Below are 18,605 nucleotides of genomic sequence, written 5' to 3' on the forward strand. Positions count from 1 at the left end.
TCGTGTCTCTCATCTCTCTCCCGTATGGAAGGACCGCTCCATGAACGACCCCGAGACCGTCGGCCTGTCCCGGCGCACACTCCTCCAGGCCGCGGGCGCCTCCGCCGCCGCGTACACCCTGGTCGGAGCCACGGCCGGCACCGCGAGAGCCGAGGGCCCGCCCACAGCTGCCGACCGGCTGGTGGTGTACCCGATCCCCAGCGGGGTCCCGACCAACTCCAGCTTCTCCGTCAAGGCCCGCAAGCCGGACGGTGCGTGGGAGACGGTTCCGGTCTACCGCGCCAGGGCGAAGCAGATCGACGCGAACACGGGCAGCGGCCCCGTCTTCAACTCCTCCGTCGCCACCTTCGACTTCAGCGGCACCGTCGAGGTCGCCGTCACCTCGTCCAAGGGCGCCATCGGCTCGGCACGGATACGCCCCCTGTCCTACGACATCCCGTTCACCGTGGACGGCGACACGGTGAGCTTCACCCTCACCGAGCCGCGCAACCTCTCCATCGAGATCGACGGCGAGATCTTCGACAACCTGCAACTGCACGCCAACCCGATCGAGTCGCAGCGGCCCGACCCGGACGACCCGGACGTCATCTACTTCGGCCCGGGTCTGCACAAGACCGCCGACAACGTGGTGAAGGTGCCCAGCGGCAAGACGGTCTATCTGGCCGGCGGCGCCGTGCTGACGTCGCGGGTGGAGTTCCACGAGGTCGAGAACGCCCGGCTGATCGGCCGCGGCGTGCTGTACAACTCGCCGAGCGGTGTCCTCGTGGAGTACTCCAGGAACATCGAGATCGACGGTGTGATGGTGCTGAACCCGAGCAGTGGTTACACCGCCACCATCGGCCAGTCCCAGCAGGTGACCATCCGCAACTTCCACGCCTACAGCCACGGCCAGTGGGGCGACGGCATCGACGTCTTCTCCAGCGAGGACGTCCTCATCGACCGCGTCCACATGCGCAACGCGGACGACTGCATCGCCATCTACGCCCACCGCTGGGACTACTACGGCGACTGCCGCAACATCACCGTCCGCAACTCCACCCTCTGGGCGGACGTCGCGCACCCGATCAACGTCGGCACGCACGGCAACACGGACAAGCCGGAGACCATCGAGAACCTCGTCTTCAGCAACATCGACATCCTCGACCACCGCGAACCGCAGATGGACTACCAGGGCTGCATCGCGCTCAACCCGGGCGACAGCAACCTGCTGCGCAACGTCCGCGCCCAGGACATCCGGGTGGAGGACTTCCGCTGGGGCCAGCTGATCAACATGCGGGTCATGTTCAACAAGAGCTACAACACATCGGTCGGACGGGGCATCGACGGGGTCTTCATCCGGAACATGACCTACACCGGCACGCGCGCCAACCCGTCCGTCATGGTCGGCCACGACGCGGACCACGCCATCCAGAACGTGACCTTCCAGAACCTCGTCATCAACGGCAAGTTCATCGGCAACGGGATGAAGAAGCCCGGCTGGTACAAGTTCACCGACATGATGCCGGCGTACGCCAACGAGCACGTGCTGAACACACGGTTCCTGAACTCCACCGAGGCGACGTCCAGCGACGCGCCCAGGATCACCAGCCCGGACAAGGCCACGGCCACCAAGCACCAGGTCTTCAACCACCTCATCACGGCCGGCGGGCTGCCGACGAAGTTCAGCGCCGAAGGGCTGCCGAAGGGGCTGGACATCGACACCGGCACCGGTCTGATCTCCGGGAAGGCCAAGGACAACGTCGGCACCTTCACGGTCACCGTCTCGGCCACCAACAGCGTGGGCACCGCCACGCAGGACGTCACGCTCACCATCGAGCACCCGTGACGCGGCACCACTGAAACAGGAGACATCCGTGCATTCCCTCAGCCGACGGTCGTTCCTCGGCGCGGCGGGGCTCACGGCCGTGGCCGCGGGCGGGCTGCTGTCCGCCTCCGCCACGGCCGCCCGGGCCCGGACGGCCGCCGAAGCGGCCTTCACGTTCCGACACCCCGGCCTCCTCCACTCCCAGGAGGACCTGGACCGGATGAAGGCCGCGGTCGCCGCGCAGGAGTCCCCCGTCCACGACGGCTACCTCGCGCTCGCCGCGCACGCCCGGTCGAAGTCCACGTACACGGTCCAGAACACCGGCCAGATCACCTCCTGGGGCCGCGGCCCCACCAACTTCCAGAACCAGGCGGTCGCCGACTCGGCCGCCGCCTACCAGAACGCGCTGATGTGGTGCGTCACCGGCGACCGCGCCCACGCGGACAAGGCGCGGGACATCCTGAACGCCTGGTCGGCGTCGCTCACCGCGATCACCGGGGCCGACGGCCCGCTCGGCGCCGGGCTCCAGGCGTTCAAGTTCGTCAACGCGGCGGAGCTGCTGCGGCACACCGGCTACGACGGCTGGGACGCGGACGACCTCGCCCGCTGTGAGCGGTCGTTCCTGGACGTCTGGTATCCGGCCGTGTCCGGCTACATGCTCTACGCCAACGGCAACTGGGACCTGACCGCCATCCAGACGGTCCTCGCCATCGGCGTGTTCTGCGAGGAGCCCACGCTCTTCGAGGACGCCCTGATGTTCGCCGCCGCCGGAGCGGGCAACGGCAGCGTCCCGGGCCGCGTCGTCACCGACGCCGGACAGGGCCAGGAGAGCGGCCGCGACCAGGGCCACGAACAGCTCGCCGTCGGCCTGATGGGCGACGCCGCGCAGGTCGCCTGGAACCAGGGCGTCGACCTGTGGGGCTTCGACGGCCACCGCATCCTCGCGAACGCCGAGTACGCCGCCCGCTACAACCTCGGTGGCGACGTCCCCTTCACCCCCGATCTGGACCGCACCGGCAAGTACATCAAGACGACCGTCTCCGACAAGGTCCGCGGTACCCTGCCCCCGATCTACGAGATGTACTACGCCCACTACGCGGGCGTACGCGGCCTCGACACCCCGCACACGAAGGCCGCCGTCTTCCGCGGCACCGGCGGCGCCCGCGTCGTCGAGGGCAGCAACGACGACCTGCCGAGCTTCGGTACCTTCGCCTACGCCGGTGCCACAGCACCCGCAGCGGCCACGCCCACGCCTCCGGCGGGCGTCACGGCCGTGGGGCAGGACAAGACGGTCACCGTCAGCTGGCTGCCGTCCGCGTGGGCGGACGAGTACACCGTCCAGCGGGCCACCAGGCCCGAGGGCCCGTACGAGCAGATCGCGTCCGGCATCGACACATCCACCTACACCGACGACGACGTCCGCACGGGACGGACCTACTACTACCAGGTCACCGCCTCCAACTCCCTGGGCAGCAGTGGCAGTTCAGGATGGGCGGCCGCCACCGCAGGTCTGCCCGAGCCCTGGGCGACCCAGGACGTCGGGGACGTGGGGCGCGCCGGGGCCGCCCTCTTCGACGGTGAGCGGTTCGTGCTGGAGGCGGGCGGCACCGCGGACTCCTACCGGGTGGCGCACCTGCCGCTGCGCGGCGACGGCTCCGTCACCGCGCGCATCGTGTTCCCGCTCAGCTCGCAGTACTCCAAGACCGGCGTCACCCTCCGCGGTTCCCTCGATCCGGAAGCCCCGCACGCCTCGATGCTGATCCAGGGCCTGCCGCTGCACACCTGGAGCGGCGTGTGGACCGTACGCCCGAAGCCCGGGGCGCCCGTCTCCGCCACCGGCAGCACCCCCGTGCCGCCCACCCAGCAGCAGGCCATCACCACCAGCGCCTCCTTCCCGATCTCCGACCTCGGGAACCTGCCGGAGTCGGCGACCCCGATCGAGGCCCCGTACGTGGAGGGCGCGGGCGACGGCTACCGGCTGCGCATGCCGTACTGGGTGCGCGTCACCCGCAGGGGCCGGCGCTGCACCGGAGCCATCTCCCCGGACGGCATCCGCTGGACGGAGGTCGGCTCCACCGAGGTCGACCTCGGCCGCACCGCGTACGCCGGGCTCGCCCTCACCTCCTGCCTGGGCGTCGACGAGGAGTACGCCGAGACCGGCACCGGCGCCTTCGACAACGTCACCGTGATGTCGTCGGCCACCGGCGAGGTGTGGGCCACACCGCGCCCGGCACATGCCGCCACCGACCTGCGGGCGCGGGCCGGTGCGGACGCGGTGGAGCTGGCCTGGACCGACCCGGACCTCTCGGCCCGGTACACGGTGCTGCGGGCGACCGACGCGCACGGCCGGTACGAGACGCTCGCGACCGGCGTCGGGCCGGTCGGCTTCGGCACCCGCATCACGTACGCGGACGCCACGGGCACCCCCGGCACGACGTACCACTACGCCGTCGCCAAGTCGAACGCCGCCGGACGCGGCCCGCTGTCGGCGCCCGCCTCCGCGCCGATGCCGGCCCCGTCGGTGCCGGAACTCACCTCCGCGACCACCGCGTTCGCGAACAAGGGCGTCCCCTTCCGGCACGTGCTGCGGGCCTCGCACGAGCCCGTGCGGTTCACCGCCGACGGACTGCCGGACGGCCTGCGCCTCGACAGGCGCACCGGTGTCGTCCACGGAACGCCCACCCGGACGGGCGAGTTCACCGTCACCACCACCGCGGGCAACGCCGCCGGTGACGGGAGCGGCACGCTCCGGCTCACGGTCGGCACACCCCCGCCCGCGCCGTGGACGTACGGCGACCTCGGCGATGTGATCCTCGACGACCGGGAGTTCGGGACCCTTGGCGTGGTGGCGGTCACGACCCCCGGTGCCACCGGGTACGAGGACGGGACCTTCGTCGTCCGTGGTGCCGGGGTCGACCTGAACGTCAACAACCAGGGCATGACGGGGCAGTTCGTGCGTCGTCCGGTCAGCGGGGACTGCGAGGTCACCGCACGGCTCGTCTCCCGCGAGGGTGCGAGCGGCGACCGGGTCGGGCTGCTCATGGCCAAGTCACTGTCACCGTTCGACCAGGCCGCCGGAGCCATCGTCACGGGCGGGACCTCCGCCCAGCTCATGCTCCGCACCACCGTGGCCGGACGGTCGGCCTTCACGGGCAACGCCACGGTCGGCGCCCCCTGCCTGCTGCGGCTGAAGCGCACCGGCACCGCCTTCACCGCGGCCGTCTCCACCGATGACGGCGTCACCTGGACCTCCCTCGCCGCGGGAGAGATCCCCGGCTTCGGCGACGCCCCCTACTACGTGGGCCTGGTGGTCTGCTCCCGCAGCCCCCGGGCTCTCGGCACCGCGCGATTCAGCGAGGTGAGCGTCACTCCCGGCTAGATCCCCCACAGGAATGGAGATGCACCAGAGATGAGCCGCACTTCCCCCCACCGGCACCTCCAGAACACGGAAGTGAGCCGCCGCGGTCTGCTGAAGACCGCCGGCGGCCTCACCGCCGCCCTCGCCGTCGGCGCCTCGGCCACCGCCCTCACCGGCCCGGCCGAGGCGGCCCCGGCCACCTTCACCCACCCCGGCATGCTGCACGCCTACGGCGAGCTCAACCGCGCCAAGGTACGGGTCGCCGCGGGCGACAACCCGTGGCTGTCCGGCTGGAACCGCCTCACCGCCAACGGCCATTCGGCCAGCACCTGGACACCGAGGCCGCAGGCCACGGTCATCCGCGGCGGCACGGGCGAGAACTACACCATCCTCTACAACGACATCCACGCCGCCTACCAGAACGCCCTGCGCTGGAAGATCGCGGGCACGACCGCCAACGGCGACGCGGCGGTCCGCATCCTCAACGCCTGGTCGTCCACCCTCACCTCCGTCACCGGAAACGCCGACCGTTACCTCGCCGCCGGTATCTACGGCTACCAGTTCGCGAACGCCGCCGAGCTCATGCGCGGCTACAGCGGCTTCGACCTGGAGCGGTTCAAGACGATGATGCTCAACGTCTTCTACCCGCTCAACGACCGGTTCCTCCGCGAGCACAACGACGCCTGCATCACCAACTACTGGGCCAACTGGGACCTGTGCAACATGAACTCGATCCTCGCGATCGGGATCCTGTGCGACGACGGGGCCAAGTACGACCAGGCGGTCAACTACTTCAAGAACGGCGCGGGCAACGGCGCCATACGCAACGCCGTGCCGTTCGTGTACGAGGACCAGGGCCTCGCGCAGTGGCAGGAGTCCGGCCGCGACCAGGGCCACACCGTGATGGGCATGGGCCTCATGGGCGCCTTCTGCGAGATGGCCTGGAGCCAGGGCGAGGACCTGTACGGCTACGACAACAACCGCTTCATGAAGGCCGCCCAGTACGTCGCCAAGTACAACCTCGGTGAGGACGTCCCCTTCACCACCTACCGCTGGGGCAGCGGCCAGAACTGCGCCCAGCAGACCCACACGGTGATCTCCTCCGCCAGCCGCGGACACGTCCGCCCCGTGTGGGACATCCTGCACTACCACTACGCACGGCGACGGGGCCTGTCCGTCCCGTACATCACCCGTATCGCCGAGAGTGTCCGCCCCGAGGGAGGTGGCGGCGACTACGGCCCCAACAGCGGCGGCTTCGACCAGCTGGGCTTCGGCACGCTGATGTACGCCAAGTAGCGGAAAGTGCCCGAAAAGTGACCGCACGTGGGAAAACCGGAGGTGATGTGACGCTCTGACGTGAACGACGGTTCACGAGCGCGAGGAACTGGTGGGCGCGTGACGGTGGACCGGACCGGGCCCGTGGTACGCCGCGCCGCCCGCCGGCGCCCACCGGTTCCGGCCGCCCGTGCCGCCGGAGAACTCGCCCTGTGGCCCAGGCCCTAAGCGGTGACGCCGTCGACGAAGCGCAGGATTCTGGCGTTGGTCTCGGCGGGCGACTCGGACGGCAGGGAGTGGGTGGCGGTCGGCCACAATTCGGCCTGGACGTCCGGGATCCGGCCCTGGGCGCGGGCGTGGGCGGCGCGTGGGGCGTGCATCACGCTGCGCCCCGCGACCAGGGCGAGTACGGGGACGGCCAGGGAGCACAGCTGGTCGTCCGTGATGAACGCGGGCATGGGCGTGGCCATGCGGTAGTCCCGCATGCCCGCTTCGATCACGGCGGCGACCGGGTCGTCCTGGGGAGTGGCCGCACCGCCGTTGATCCACCGGAAGAACGCGGGACGGCCCCAGCGGGAGATCACCGGCAGAGCGGCGAGGGCGGAGCGGAGCAGCAGGCCGAGGGGGAACCTGCCCAGGGTGTTGACCGGGTCGAGGAGGGTGAGCGAGGCCAGCCGTGCGGGCGCCCGTACGGCGTAGTTGCATGCCAGCCAGCCGCCGAAGGAATGGCCGACGAGGTGGACGCCGTCCAGGCCGAGCCCGGCCAGGGTGGCTTCCAGCCAGGCCGCCTGGTCGTCCGCGTCACGCAGGGGCGCGGTCTGGGTGCTGCGGCCCGGCTCCCCGAGCACGTCCAGCGTGTAGACGGGGTGGCGCTCGGCGAGGGTGGGGAGATTCGGCTGCCACATCACTGAGGTGGCGGCGCGCCCCGGCAGCAGGGCGAGCGGGGCGCCGCCCAAGGGGCCGAAGCGGTACACGCGCACCGTCCCGAACCTGGTCGGTACGTCGTGGGTGGCCGCAGGCTCCGGCAGGGCGCGCATTCCGGCGTCGTACACCGCGTCGAATGCGGCGTGGGCCTGCGGGGAGTGGTACGTGCCCAGGCCCATCGGCCACCTCCAGTTTTGGCGATACGATCGGATTGTAAAGAGCCTGCGAGACACTTGGCAATACGATCGGATTGCGAAAGGGGTGGAGATGCCCAAGCGGGTCGACCACGAGCAGCGCCGGAACGCGATCATTGAGGCCCTGTGGCGGATCGCCGGCACCAGCGGCCTGGAGGGTGTGAGCCTCAGTCAGATCGCCACGGAGGCCGGGGTGTCCAAGGGGCTGGTCCAGCACTACTTCCGCAATAAGGACGAGATGCTGGTCCACGCCACCGGACGCCTGCGCGAGCGGGTCGGAGAGCGCATCGCGCACGGGCTCGCAGGCCTGCCCGCGGCGCGCACCTCCCGCACCGCCCTGCGTGCCTTCCTCGCCGCCCTGCTGCCCACGGACGACGGCAGCCGCACCGAGTCGCTGGTGGCCAACGCCTTCCTCATCCGGGCGCTGAAGGACCCGGCGATCGCCGACCGCTTCCGCGACGGAAACACCCAGCTGCGTCACGCCGTCGTCGGTCTGGTCTCCGCCGCGCAGGCCGAGGGCGACCTGTCGGCCGACCTCGATCCCGCCCGTGAGACGGACATCCTGCTCGCCCTGGTCGCCGGCCTCGGCGACGCCCTGCTCCTCGGTCACCACACGGCGGCGTCCGCACTGGCCGTCCTGGACCACCAACTGGACCGGCTCGCGCCGGGCTGACCGGTTTCCTCGTGCCGGCCATGCCGACCGGTTTCCTCGTGTTCGTGAAACCCTTCGGCCGGTCGTTCGCGGTCACCGCGCTCGGTCCCGTCGCACCGTCTCCGCGATTCCGGTGATCGCCTCCGGTCCCACCCGGCAGCAGCCGCCGATCAGCCGCGCCCCGGCCCGCTGCCAGCCGGTCACCTGCTCGGCGGTGAAGGTGGAGCGGCCCGTCCAGGTGCGGGCCCTGGCGTCCCAGGTCTCGCCGCTGTTCGGGTACACCACGACCGGCTTGCCCGTCACACGGGCCGCCGTCGCGGCGGCGCCCCGCACGTCCTCGGGGGCGCAGCAGTTCACGCCGACCGCGACGATCTCGTCCAGGTCGGCGGCCAGGGCGAACGCCTCCTCCAGCGGCTGGCCGGCGCGGGTGCGGTCCCCGGCGACCGTGTACGACAGCCACGCGGGCACGCCCAGGCCGCGTACTCCCCTCAGCAATGCCTCGGCCTCCACGGCGTCGGGCACGGTCTCCAGGGCGAGGACGTCCGCCCCGGCCGCGGCCAGGACCTCCAGGCGCGGGCGGTGGAAGGCCTCCAGCTCGGCCACGGTCAGCCCGTAGCGGCCCCGGTACTCGGAGCCGTCCGCGAGCATCGCGCCGTACGGGCCGACGGACGCGGCCACCCACAGGGGCCGCGAGGCGTCCTTCACCCGCCGGGTCGCCTCGCGCGCCAGCTCCACGCTCAGACCGAGGAGTTCGGCCGCACGCCCGCGGGAGATCCCGCGCCTGGCGAAGCCCTCGAACGTCGCCTGGTAGCTCGCCGTGATCGCCACGTCCGCGCCCGCCTCGTAGTAGGCGAGGTGGGCCTCGGTGACCGCCTCGGGGCACTCGGCGAGCAGCCGGGCCGACCAGAGCCCGTCGCTCAGGTCGTGGCCGGCGGACTCCAGCTGGTTGGACATACCGCCGTCTAGGACGAGCGGGCCGGAGGCGAGGGCGTCGGCGAGGGCGGGGTGGGTGCTGCTGGTCATGTCTCGACGCTAATCGACCCCGGGGCCGCTTGGTCGAAGCGGGGCGCTCCGTCGGCGTCGCCGCGTCTTCGTCCCGTCCGACCCGTTGACCTCGCGGTAACACGCCCTTACCTTTTCGGCGTTCGGAATGACAGATCTTGTGCGAAATCCCGAACCAGCTCGAACGTTTCTGTTTTCTTTTGTGTTCGCCTGAGTCCCCCCACTCCGCGAGAGGCCGTGTGCACATGAGCCGTGAGAACGACCCGTTCGCACTTCCCGACCGACGACTGCTGCTGAAGGGCGCCCTGGCCGCGGGCGCCCTCACCGCGATGCCGACCGTGGCGCAGGCCGCGCCCTCCGCGCAGGCCACGCAGTACGCGCAGGCCGCGCCGTACGCCAACCCGCTCGTCCGCAACCGCGCCGACCCCCACATCCACCGCCACACCGACGGCCGTTACTACTTCACGGCCACGTCCCCCGAGTACGACCGGATCATCCTGCGCAGATCCCGCACGCTGCGCGGCATCGCGACCGCCGACGAGACGGTCATCTGGCGCAAGCACGCCACCGGCGTCATGGGCGCGCACATCTGGGCGCCGGAGATCCACCACATCGACGGCAGGTGGTACATCTACTTCGCCTCCGCGCCCGCCGAGGACATCTGGGCGATCCGCATCTGGGTGCTGGAGAACTCCCACCCCGACCCCTTCCAGGGCGCCTGGGTCGAGCGCGGCCAGCTCAAGACGGCCTGGGAGACCTTCTCCCTGGACGCCACCACCTTCACCCACCGCGGCACCCGCTACCTCGCCTGGGCCCAGCACGAGCCCGGCATGGACAACAACACCGCCCTCTGGCTGTCGGAGATGGCCGACCCACTGACCCTGACGGGCCCCCAGGTCCGGCTCACCACACCGGAGTACGACTGGGAGACCATCGGCTTCAAGGTCAACGAAGGCCCCTCGGTGATCAAGCGGAACGGCCGCCTGTTCATGTCGTACTCGGCCAGCGCGACCGACTTCAACTACTGTCTCGGCCTGCTCACCGTCGACGCCGACGCCGACCTCATGAACCCCGCGAACTGGTCGAAGTCACCGACCCCGGTGTTCACCAGCAACGACACCACCAAGCAGTACGGCCCCGGCCACAACTGCTTCACGGTCGCCGAGGACGGCCGGACCGACGTCCTCGTCTACCACGCGCGCCAGTACAAGGAGATCGACGGCGACCCGCTGAACGACCCCAACCGCCACACCCGCATCCAGCGGCTCGGCTGGAAGGCCGACGGCACACCGGACTTCGGCATCCCGGTCGCCGACGCACCCACCCACGGATCCCAAGGAGCGTGATCGGCATGAGACGCGCGTACGCGATCCTCCTCAGCCTCTGCCTGGCGCTGGCCGGGGCGCTCGCCACCGCAGGCCCGGCCCAGGCGGCGCCGCAGACCCTCACCAACGGCACGCAGTTCACCGACACGTCGGGCAACCCCGTGCAGGCCCACGGCGGCGGGGTCATCAAGGTCGGCTCCTACTACTACTGGTTCGGCGAGAACCGCAACGCCGACAACACCTTCCGGTACGTGGACGCCTACCGCTCCACCGACCTGAAGAACTGGGAGTTCCGTAACCACGTCCTGACCCAGTCCAGCGCCTCCGAGCTGGCCAGGGCCAACATCGAGCGGCCGAAGGTCATGTACAACGCGTCCACCGGCAAGTTCGTGATGTGGATGCACAAGGAGAACGGCACCGACTACAGCGAGGCCCGCGCCGCCGTCGCCGTGTCGGACACCGTCGACGGCACCTACACCTGGCAGGGCAGCTTCCGCCCGCTCGGCCAGCACATGTCCCGCGACATCACGGTCTTCGTGGACACCGACGGCGCCGGTTACATGATCTCCGCCGCCCGCGAGAACTACGACCTGCAGATCTACCGGCTCACCGCCGACTACACCGGCATCGCGAGCCTCGTCGCCAACCCCTGGCCGGGCGGCCACCGCGAGGCCCCGGCGCTGTTCAAGCGGGGCGGCGTCTACTTCATGCTGACATCGGGCGCGACCGGCTGGAGCCCCAACCAGCAGCAGTACGCCACCGCCACCAGCATCGCCGGCCCGTGGACCGCGATGGCCAACGTCGGCGACTCGACGACCTTCGGCTCGCAGACCGCGTACGTCCTTCCCGTGCAGGGCAGTTCGGGCACCTCCTACCTCTACATGGGCGACCGCTGGGGCAACTCCTTCGGCGGGACCGTCAACGACTCCCGTTACGTGTGGCTGCCGCTGACCTTCCCGAGCTCGACCACGATGTCCATGTCCTGGTCGCCGGAGGTCACCATCGACACGGCAGCGGGGACGATCAGCGGCACCAGCGCCCCGTACAACACGCTGATCGCCCGCCACTCCTCCAAGTGCGCCGACGTGACCAGTCAGTCGCTGTGGGCGGGCGCCCAGATCAAGCAGTACACCTGCAACGGCGGCACCAACCAGAAGTACTGGTTCAAGTCCGTCGGCAGCGGCTCCTACCAGCTGATGGTGCGCAGCAGTTCCCTGTGCGTGCAGGAGAACGCCTCCACCGTCACCCAGGAGAACTGCGACGCCTCGGCCGCCGGCCAGCAGTGGTCGCTCACCACCAGCGGCTCCTACGTCACCATCAAGTCCCGCGCGACAGGCGAGTGCCTGGACGTGAACGGCGGGTCCACCGCCGACTCCGCCGCCCTCATCACGTACACGTGCAACAGCGGTACGAACCAGCAGTGGACACGGGGCACGTGACGCACGGTCAGGGATGACGGTCGGCGGTCAGGTGCGTCAGGTGCAGGACCGCCGACCACTAGAAAGCGCTTGCCGAGACGGTGTACGGTCCTCCGCCGGGACGGGCCGTCCGTCGTGAGGAGCCGTAATGAGACGTTTCACTGTCGCCCTGCTGACCGCGGCGACCCTGGGCACCGTCCTGTCGGCCGTGCCGGCGCAGGCGCAGGCGCACCAGGGTCTCCCAGCCCTCGGCAAGGAGAACTGCACCGCCACCGCCTGCCACTTCGATGTCGCTCCCGGCACCTACGACGTGACGGTCCTCCTCGGCGGCGAGAGCGCCGCGAGCACCAGCATCGGCGGTGAGACCCGGCGTTCGCTCCTGCCCGAGACGGCCACGGCGGCGGGGGAGCGCGTGGCCCGCAGCTTCACCGTGAACGTCCGCACCCCCGAGGGCGAGCCGACCGGCGCCGAGGGCACGCCCGGCCTGGACCTCGTGCTCGGCGGCTCGGCGCCCGCGCTCGCCGGCATCCGCGTGACCCCGGCCAACCGGGCCCGCCAGATCTTCCTCGTCGGCGACTCCACCTCCTGCGACCAGCCCGGCGACCCGTACTCCGGCTGGGGTCAGCAGCTCCCCCAGTACCTCCGCAAGGGCCTGTCCGTCGCCAACTACGCGGACTCCGGCGAGAGCACGGTCTCCTACCTCGCCGACCCCCGGCTGTGGGGTACCGTCCAGCGGCTGATCCGCCCCGGCGACCTGGTTCTCATCCAGCTCGCCCACAACGACAAGCAGACCGACGAGGCGACGTACCGGGCCAACCTGGAGACCCTGGTGGCGGGTGTCCGAGAGAAGGGCGGCGAGCCGGTCCTGCTCACTCCGATCGTCCGCCGCTGGTTCAACGCGGACGGCACGCTGAACAACGACACCGCGCTGCTCGTGAACGGCCTCGGCGTGAACCACCCGGCCGTCATCCGCTCGGTCGCGGCGGACAAGGGCGTCCCCCTGATCGACCTGACCGCCAGGACCAAGGCGCTCGTCGAATCACTGGGTGTGGAGGCCTCCAAGTCGGTGTACTTGTACAACGAGAAGCGCGACAACACGCACACCTCCGTCCACGGCGCGACGGTCTACGCGGGCCTGGTCCGCGACGAACTCGTCGCCCAGCACCTGGTGCCCGAGGGCAGGGTGCGGCTGCGATAAGCCCCTGGGGCGCCCCGACCGGAACCGGGGCGCCCCAGGCCTGTGCCCGGATGCCCGGACCGACGCAAGACAGGAAGCCCCCGATGCCACGCGAGTCCCTTGGACCTGAGTCTCACGAGCCCCACGAGGACCGCACCCTCAGCCCGTACACCGGCTTCACCCGCGCCCACTGGGAGGCGGCCGCCGGCTCCCTGCTCGCCGCGGTGGAGCCGTACGCGACCGCCGACGGCGCCCTGTACCACCTGCCCGGCGACCGCACGAGCTGGTCCGGACGGCTCTCCGACGGCCTGGAGGGCTACGCCCGCACCCTCCTGCTGGCCGCCTTCCGCCGGGACGAGAAGGCGCTCCAGCGGTACGGGGACGGTCTCGCGGCCGGAGTGTCCGGCGTCTGGCCGCGCATCGAGGACCGCGGCCAGCCCCTGGTGGAGGCGGCGTCGATCGCCCTCGCGCTGCGCCTGACCCGCCCCCTGTTGTGGGACCGCCTCGACGACGCCGTACGGCAGCGCGCGGCGGCCTGGCTCGGCGACGCCCTCACGGCCGAACCCTGGCCCTGCAACTGGGAGTTGTTCCCGGTGACGGTCGGCGGGTTCCTCGCCGACATCGGCCACGAGACGGACGCCTCCCACCGGGCGGTCGAGCGCGGCCTGGAGCGCATCGAGCAGTGGTACGTCGGCGACGGCTGGTACACGGACGGCGACGGCCGGAAGTTCGACTACTACAACGGCTGGGCGATGCACCTGTACCCGGTGCTGCACGCCTGGCTGGCGGACGACGCACGGCTGCTGGACCTGTACGGCGGCAGGCTCTCGACCCACCTCGCGGACTACGCCCGCCTGTTCGGGGGCGACGGCGCGCCCATGCACCAGGGCCGCTCCCTGACGTACCGGTTCGCGACGACGGCACCCCTGTGGCTGGGCGCCCTCACGGGCCGTACACCGCTGCCGCCAGGGCAGACGCGGCGGCTGGCGTCGGGCGCGCTGAGGTACTTCCTCGACCGCGGCGCCGTGGACGACCGCGGCCTGCTCACGCTGGGCTGGCGCGGGCCCGACTCCGCCGTCCTGCAAGGCTATTCGGGACCGGCCTCCCCGTACTGGGCGAGCAAGGGATTCCTGGGCCTGCTGCTGCCCGAGGACCACGAGGTGTGGACGGCGACGGAGGAGCCCTCTCCGGTGGAGCGGGCGGACGAGGTGCGACCGGTCGGCCCGCCCAACTGGCTGCTCCAGGCCACCCGTTCGGACGGCCTGGTCCGCCTCCACAACCACGGCAGCGAGGACGTCCGCTACGACCCGTACTACACGCGGCTCGCGTACTCGACGGTGACGGAGCCGTCCCGGGCGGACGACAACAGCCTGATCGACAACAGCGTCATCGTGGGCGGGGACCCGAGCCGCACCGGCATCGAGCCGCTGGGGGTGGGCGAGGGCTGGGCGGCCTCGCGCCACACGGCGGCCCACGGCGCCAGGGTCACGAGCCTCGTGCTGGCCGAGGGTGCGGTGGAGGTACGGGCCTTCCGTGTGTCGGGGGCGCCCGAAGGAACGCCGGTGCGTGTCACGGGATGGGCGGCGAGCGAGGGCACTCGGGCCGAACTCAAGCCCGTGCACGGCCTGCCGGACTCAGCCGACGGTTTGACGGGCGTCACGGCGGGCGAGGACACGGTCTTCGTGGCCCTTGCCCGCCTCACCGCCGAGCCGGACCCCGTACCGCTGGAGGAGTCGGTCTCCGTACGCGTGGACGGAACGGGCGAGATCCACGTCCGCTTCAGCGGCGGCTCCGAGGCGCGGGCACGGCTGGAGGACGGGGCGGTCGTGGTCGTGGGCGCGTGACCCCGACGAACATGTCGGCCGGTACCGAAACGTCCGGCTCCTAACCTGTCCGTATGACGGACGGAGACCAGGGAGATCCGACATGAGTGCCTTCAGCGAGCTCCACCACGGCGACGCGCCGTTGTTCCTGCCCAACGCCTGGGACCATGCCTCGGCGGTGGCGTTCGCCGCGCAGGGGTTCGCCGCGGTCGGGACGACGAGTCTGGGGGTCGCCGCCGCTGTGGGGCTCCCGGACGGTGCGGCGGCGACACGGGAACAGACGCTCCGACTGGCCCGGTTGCTCGGCTCGGAAGCCTTCCTGCTGTCCGTCGACGCGGAGGACGGTTTCAGCGACGACCCGGAGGAGGTGGGCGAGCTGGCGCGCGAGCTCCACGCCGCCGGGGCCGCGGGGGTCAACATCGAGGACCGACTCGGTGATGTCGCGCTGCACGCCGCGAAGATCTCGGCCGTCAAGTCGGCGGCGCCCGGCCTCTTCGTGAACGCCCGCACCGACACGTACTGGCTGGGAGAGGGCGAGGGGACGACACGGCGCCTCGACGCCTACCAGCAGGCCGGCGCCGACGGCGTGTTCGTGCCCGGTCTGAGCGAACCGGCCACGATCGCCTCGCTCGTACGGGCCCTCGACGTGCCGCTCAACATCCTCTACTCACCCACCGGCCCCTCCGTCGACCGGCTCGGCGACCTCGGCGTCCGCCGTGTCAGCCTCGGCTCGCTGCCGTACCGGCGGGCCCTGGGGGCGGCCCTGGAGGCGGTCGCCGACATCAGGGCCGGACATCCGCCGCGGGGTCTGACACCGACCTACCAGGAGGTGCAGGCACGCGCGGGGTCCCTGACGGAAGCAGAGCATCCACGAGCCGGTCGGCGAACGCGACGGCGTGAGTGACGGCGCCCAGATGACCTCCCGGAAACTCCGCGAGCGCACCGCCGCAGACCCCTGCGACGGACTCGGCCGTGCGGTGGAGGAGCAGGCCGCGGGATTCCTGGCCGAAGGCGAGGGTGAGGCGGCCTGGGCTGCCCCGGAAGGCGGCCGGGTCCGGACCGTACGCCGTGAACTGGCGCAGGACGTGGGTGAGGAAGAGGTCCATGGGTGTCGCCGGACGCACGTCGGTGTCCGCTTCGGCCGCGGACGGCCGTGCCGCCACGCTCCGCCCGGTGCCCGCATCCTGGCCCGTAGCCTCCAACCCGGCCTGGAGCCGGGCCATCGCCGCCTCGACGCCCGCCGCCCGGTACGTCTCGTACACCTCCCGGAACATCGCCAGGTGCCGTGCCGCGTCGGGCAGAACCCCCACGCACGGCGGCTCGTGCACGACGACGTGCCGCAGCCGCTCGGGGTGCCGGGCGAGCAGGTCGAGGGCGGTGATGCCGCCTGAGCTGCTGCCGAAGACGTACGCGTGCGCGGACGCACCGGCGGGGAGTACCGCGTCGAGCCCCATGGGGTGCCCCGCGCCGCCGGGGAGGACGAGCAGCACCGGGCCGGTGCCGCACACGTCGACGTACGGGTCACTCATCGGACGGCTCCTCGTGGTCGTTCCGGGGCCAGTGCTCCAGTGCCACATGCAGGGCGGCGACGGCCCGGTCCCAGGACGCCTGTACGTCACGGGGGGCGCCGAAGCCGCCGCTCGCCTCCAGCGCGCAGTAGCCGTGGAAGGTGCTCCGCAGCAGGCGTACGGCGTCCGTGAGGTCGGGCTCGTCAAGGCCGTAGGCGCGCAGCATGCCGTACGTGATCTCGGCGGTGCGGCGCAGGGCGGGCGAGTCGGCGACCAGGTCCTGGTCGATCCGGATCTGGGTCGCCGCGTACCGCCCCGGCCGCTGAAGCGCGTACTCCCGGTAGGCGCCGGCGAAGGCGGCCAGGGCGTCCTTGCCCGCGCGCCCGGCCACCGCCGCGGCGATACGGTCGATCATCTCGCCCCCGGCCAGGAACGCGACCCGTGTGCGCAGGTCCCGCAGATTCCTGATGTGCGCGTACAGGCTCGCGTCCTTCACCCCGAACCGCCGCGCCAGCGCGGACAGCGTGACGTTCTCGAACCCGACCTCGTCCGCGAGGTCGGCCGCGGCCTCCACGAGCCGCTCGGTCGTGAGCCCGGCACGGGCCATGGCGAGCACTCCTCTGCGTCTGCGCCGTCCCATCGGCGATAACCTAGGGAGCCTAGGTTATCGCCTAGGAGGACAAGGTGCAGAAGAGGCCCGAGCTCCGTCAGCCGATCGGCGCGTACAGCACCCCCAGCTTGTCGATCTCGTCGCCCGCGCGGCCCGTGAAGCCGGCGATCTGCCAGCCGGAGGGAGCGGTGAAGGTCTTCGCGTCGGACGTGGCCGTACCGGCGGAGAGGGAACGGCCCTTGTCGGTCGTGAAGGCGGCGGAGAAGATCCTCGTACGGCCGTCCCTCTGCCCTTGTGTCAGCCGCACGGAGGTCAGGTGTTCACCCGAGGCGAGGGTGAGCGAGGTGGCCGTGCCGCCGGTCCCTCCGTGCGACACAGCCGTGCCGCCGTCGTGCGTGAGCGCCACCGCGTCCAGGCGCGAGCTGCCGCGCAGGGTGAGGGTGCGTGGCGACACGTCGGCCGGCAGGTCGTCCGCGTCGTTGAACGCCGTGCCGTGCGGGCCGCCGAAGAAGTCGCTCGCCCGCAGGGACGAGTTGAGGGTGTAGGAGAAGTCGACCGCGTGCGGGTAGTGGTCGGAGAGGTGCTTGCCGTCGGAGCGGAGGAACGACTTCCAGTCGTTGTTGTAGCGGGTGGCGTCGAGGTTGACGAGGTCGCTGCCGCGGTAGAGGACCTTGTCGACGACCTCGCAGTCGTTGGTCGGGGCGGCGGCGTCGCAGACCAGAGCGTCGCTGCCCTGGGCCGGGGGTGTGCCGCCCTTGACCAGCTTCACCCACGGGTCCTTGAGGCCGTTCTCGTTCACGAGCGTGCGGATGTTGTCGCCGGAGCGCGTGTAGCGGGTGTTCGTGTCGCCCATGACGATCACGGCGTTGCCCGCGGAGTTCGCCTGGATGAAGTCCGACAGCTGCTCGACGTTGGCGCGGCGGGCGGCGAGGGCGTCGTCCGTGTCGTCCGCGTTGGTGTGCACGTTGTAGAGGTCGACGAAGACGCCCTCGGCGAGGCGGACCCGGGCGAGGGTGAACCCCTTGGGCGTCAGGCAGTTGGTGCCCGTGCAGTTGGTCCACTTGACCCGCTCGAAGTCCTCGAAGGAGTGGTCCGAGAGGGTGTTGAGCCCGTCGCCGAACGCGGCTCCGCCGCTGGTCGCCGTGCGGTACGGGTGGGAGTCGTTCGCGTACAGCGACGCGTGGTAGTTGAAGTCCTCCTGCACGTTCACGATGTCGTACGGCCCGAGCCGCTGGCCGATCAGCGGGGTGTTGGTCTCGGGGTCGCTGTCGCCGAGGCCGAGCGGGAGGCCCGCGATGTTGTAGGTGAGGACGTTGAACGTGCCCCCAGGGGTGCTGCCCGAGTCGGCGGCGGCCACGGGCGCCGAGCCGGTGGTGGCGAGTCCGGTGAGGGCCAGGGCGGCGGCCGCGAGGCTGCCGATGAGTCGTCTCATGGTGGAGGTCTCCGGTGGGGGGAACGGGGAGGCAGTGACTGTGAAGATGAACGGTGCTCAGCTTCCGTTTCGGTGTCAACCAGTGTGACTGCAAAGGAAGTTG

General features: G+C 71.0%; 13 protein-coding genes. 9 read left to right on the plus strand and 4 right to left on the minus strand.

The features are described 5' to 3' along the window. Positions 1-40: 40 nt before the first annotated feature. From IE262_RS25260 to IE262_RS25270, 3 genes are read left to right on the plus strand one after another with little or no spacing between them, the layout of a single operon-like run. A complete protein-coding gene (locus IE262_RS25260) occupies positions 41-1,825 on the plus strand; it encodes an Ig domain-containing protein (RefSeq protein WP_189876756.1) in 1,785 nt (594 codons plus the stop codon). A gap of 28 nt (positions 1,826-1,853) precedes the next feature. Continuing rightward, a complete protein-coding gene (locus IE262_RS25265) occupies positions 1,854-5,183 on the plus strand; it encodes an alginate lyase family protein (RefSeq protein WP_189876759.1) in 3,330 nt (1,109 codons plus the stop codon). A gap of 30 nt (positions 5,184-5,213) precedes the next feature. Continuing rightward, positions 5,214-6,458, plus strand: a complete 1,245-nt coding sequence (locus tag IE262_RS25270; protein WP_189876762.1) for an alginate lyase family protein — start codon at positions 5,214-5,216, stop codon at positions 6,456-6,458. Between the two features lie 203 nt (positions 6,459-6,661). On the opposite strand, the gene IE262_RS25275 is transcribed toward IE262_RS25270, so the two are convergent. Next, on the minus strand, positions 6,662-7,540 hold the full coding sequence (locus tag IE262_RS25275) for an alpha/beta fold hydrolase (protein ID WP_189876765.1): 879 nt from the start codon (positions 7,538-7,540) through the stop codon (positions 6,662-6,664). Positions 7,541-7,628: 88 nt separating this feature from the next. Here IE262_RS25275 and IE262_RS25280 point away from each other — a divergent pair, with 88 nt between their 5' ends. Continuing rightward, a complete protein-coding gene (locus IE262_RS25280; RefSeq protein ID WP_189876768.1) occupies positions 7,629-8,228 on the plus strand; it encodes a TetR/AcrR family transcriptional regulator in 600 nt (199 codons plus the stop codon). Between the two features lie 72 nt (positions 8,229-8,300). Here IE262_RS25280 and mmuM read toward each other — a convergent pair whose 3' ends face one another. Then, entirely contained in the window at positions 8,301-9,230 is a 930-nt protein-coding gene (gene mmuM / locus IE262_RS25285; RefSeq protein ID WP_189876771.1) for a homocysteine S-methyltransferase, read from the minus strand. Between the two features lie 224 nt (positions 9,231-9,454). Between mmuM and IE262_RS25290 the strand changes: the two genes are divergently transcribed. From IE262_RS25290 to IE262_RS25310, 5 genes are all read left to right on the plus strand, one after another. Beyond that, positions 9,455-10,555 (plus strand): glycoside hydrolase family 43 protein, encoded by a 1,101-nt coding sequence (locus tag IE262_RS25290; RefSeq protein ID WP_189876774.1) that lies wholly within the window; start codon positions 9,455-9,457, stop codon positions 10,553-10,555. Positions 10,556-10,560: 5 nt separating this feature from the next. Beyond that, entirely contained in the window at positions 10,561-11,973 is a 1,413-nt protein-coding gene (locus IE262_RS25295; RefSeq protein WP_134028487.1) for an RICIN domain-containing protein, read from the plus strand. 127 nt (positions 11,974-12,100) lie between these two features. Next, positions 12,101-13,150, plus strand: coding sequence for a rhamnogalacturonan acetylesterase (locus IE262_RS25300; RefSeq protein ID WP_189876777.1), 1,050 nt, complete (start codon positions 12,101-12,103; stop codon positions 13,148-13,150). Positions 13,151-13,233: 83 nt separating this feature from the next. Beyond that, on the plus strand, positions 13,234-14,973 hold the full coding sequence (locus IE262_RS25305) for a DUF2264 domain-containing protein (protein WP_189876780.1): 1,740 nt from the start codon (positions 13,234-13,236) through the stop codon (positions 14,971-14,973). An 82-nt stretch (positions 14,974-15,055) separates the two neighbouring features. Continuing rightward, a complete protein-coding gene (locus IE262_RS25310; RefSeq protein WP_189876782.1) occupies positions 15,056-15,856 on the plus strand; it encodes an isocitrate lyase/PEP mutase family protein in 801 nt (266 codons plus the stop codon). Positions 15,857-16,473: 617 nt separating this feature from the next. Here the strand turns inward: IE262_RS25310 and IE262_RS25320 are convergent. Together IE262_RS25320 and IE262_RS25325 are read right to left on the minus strand one after the other, a co-directional pair. Next, on the minus strand, positions 16,474-17,067 hold the full coding sequence (locus tag IE262_RS25320; protein ID WP_189877134.1) for a TetR/AcrR family transcriptional regulator: 594 nt from the start codon (positions 17,065-17,067) through the stop codon (positions 16,474-16,476). A 100-nt stretch (positions 17,068-17,167) separates the two neighbouring features. After that, positions 17,168-18,502 carry a jacalin-like lectin gene (locus tag IE262_RS25325; RefSeq protein WP_189876785.1) on the minus strand — a complete coding sequence of 445 codons (1,335 nt, stop codon included), beginning with the start codon at positions 18,500-18,502 and terminating at the stop codon, positions 17,168-17,170. Positions 18,503-18,605: the final 103 nt, after the last annotated feature.

The organism is Streptomyces bluensis (assembly GCF_014650715.1).
Taxonomy (GTDB): Bacteria; Actinomycetota; Actinomycetes; order Streptomycetales; family Streptomycetaceae; genus Streptomyces; species Streptomyces bluensis.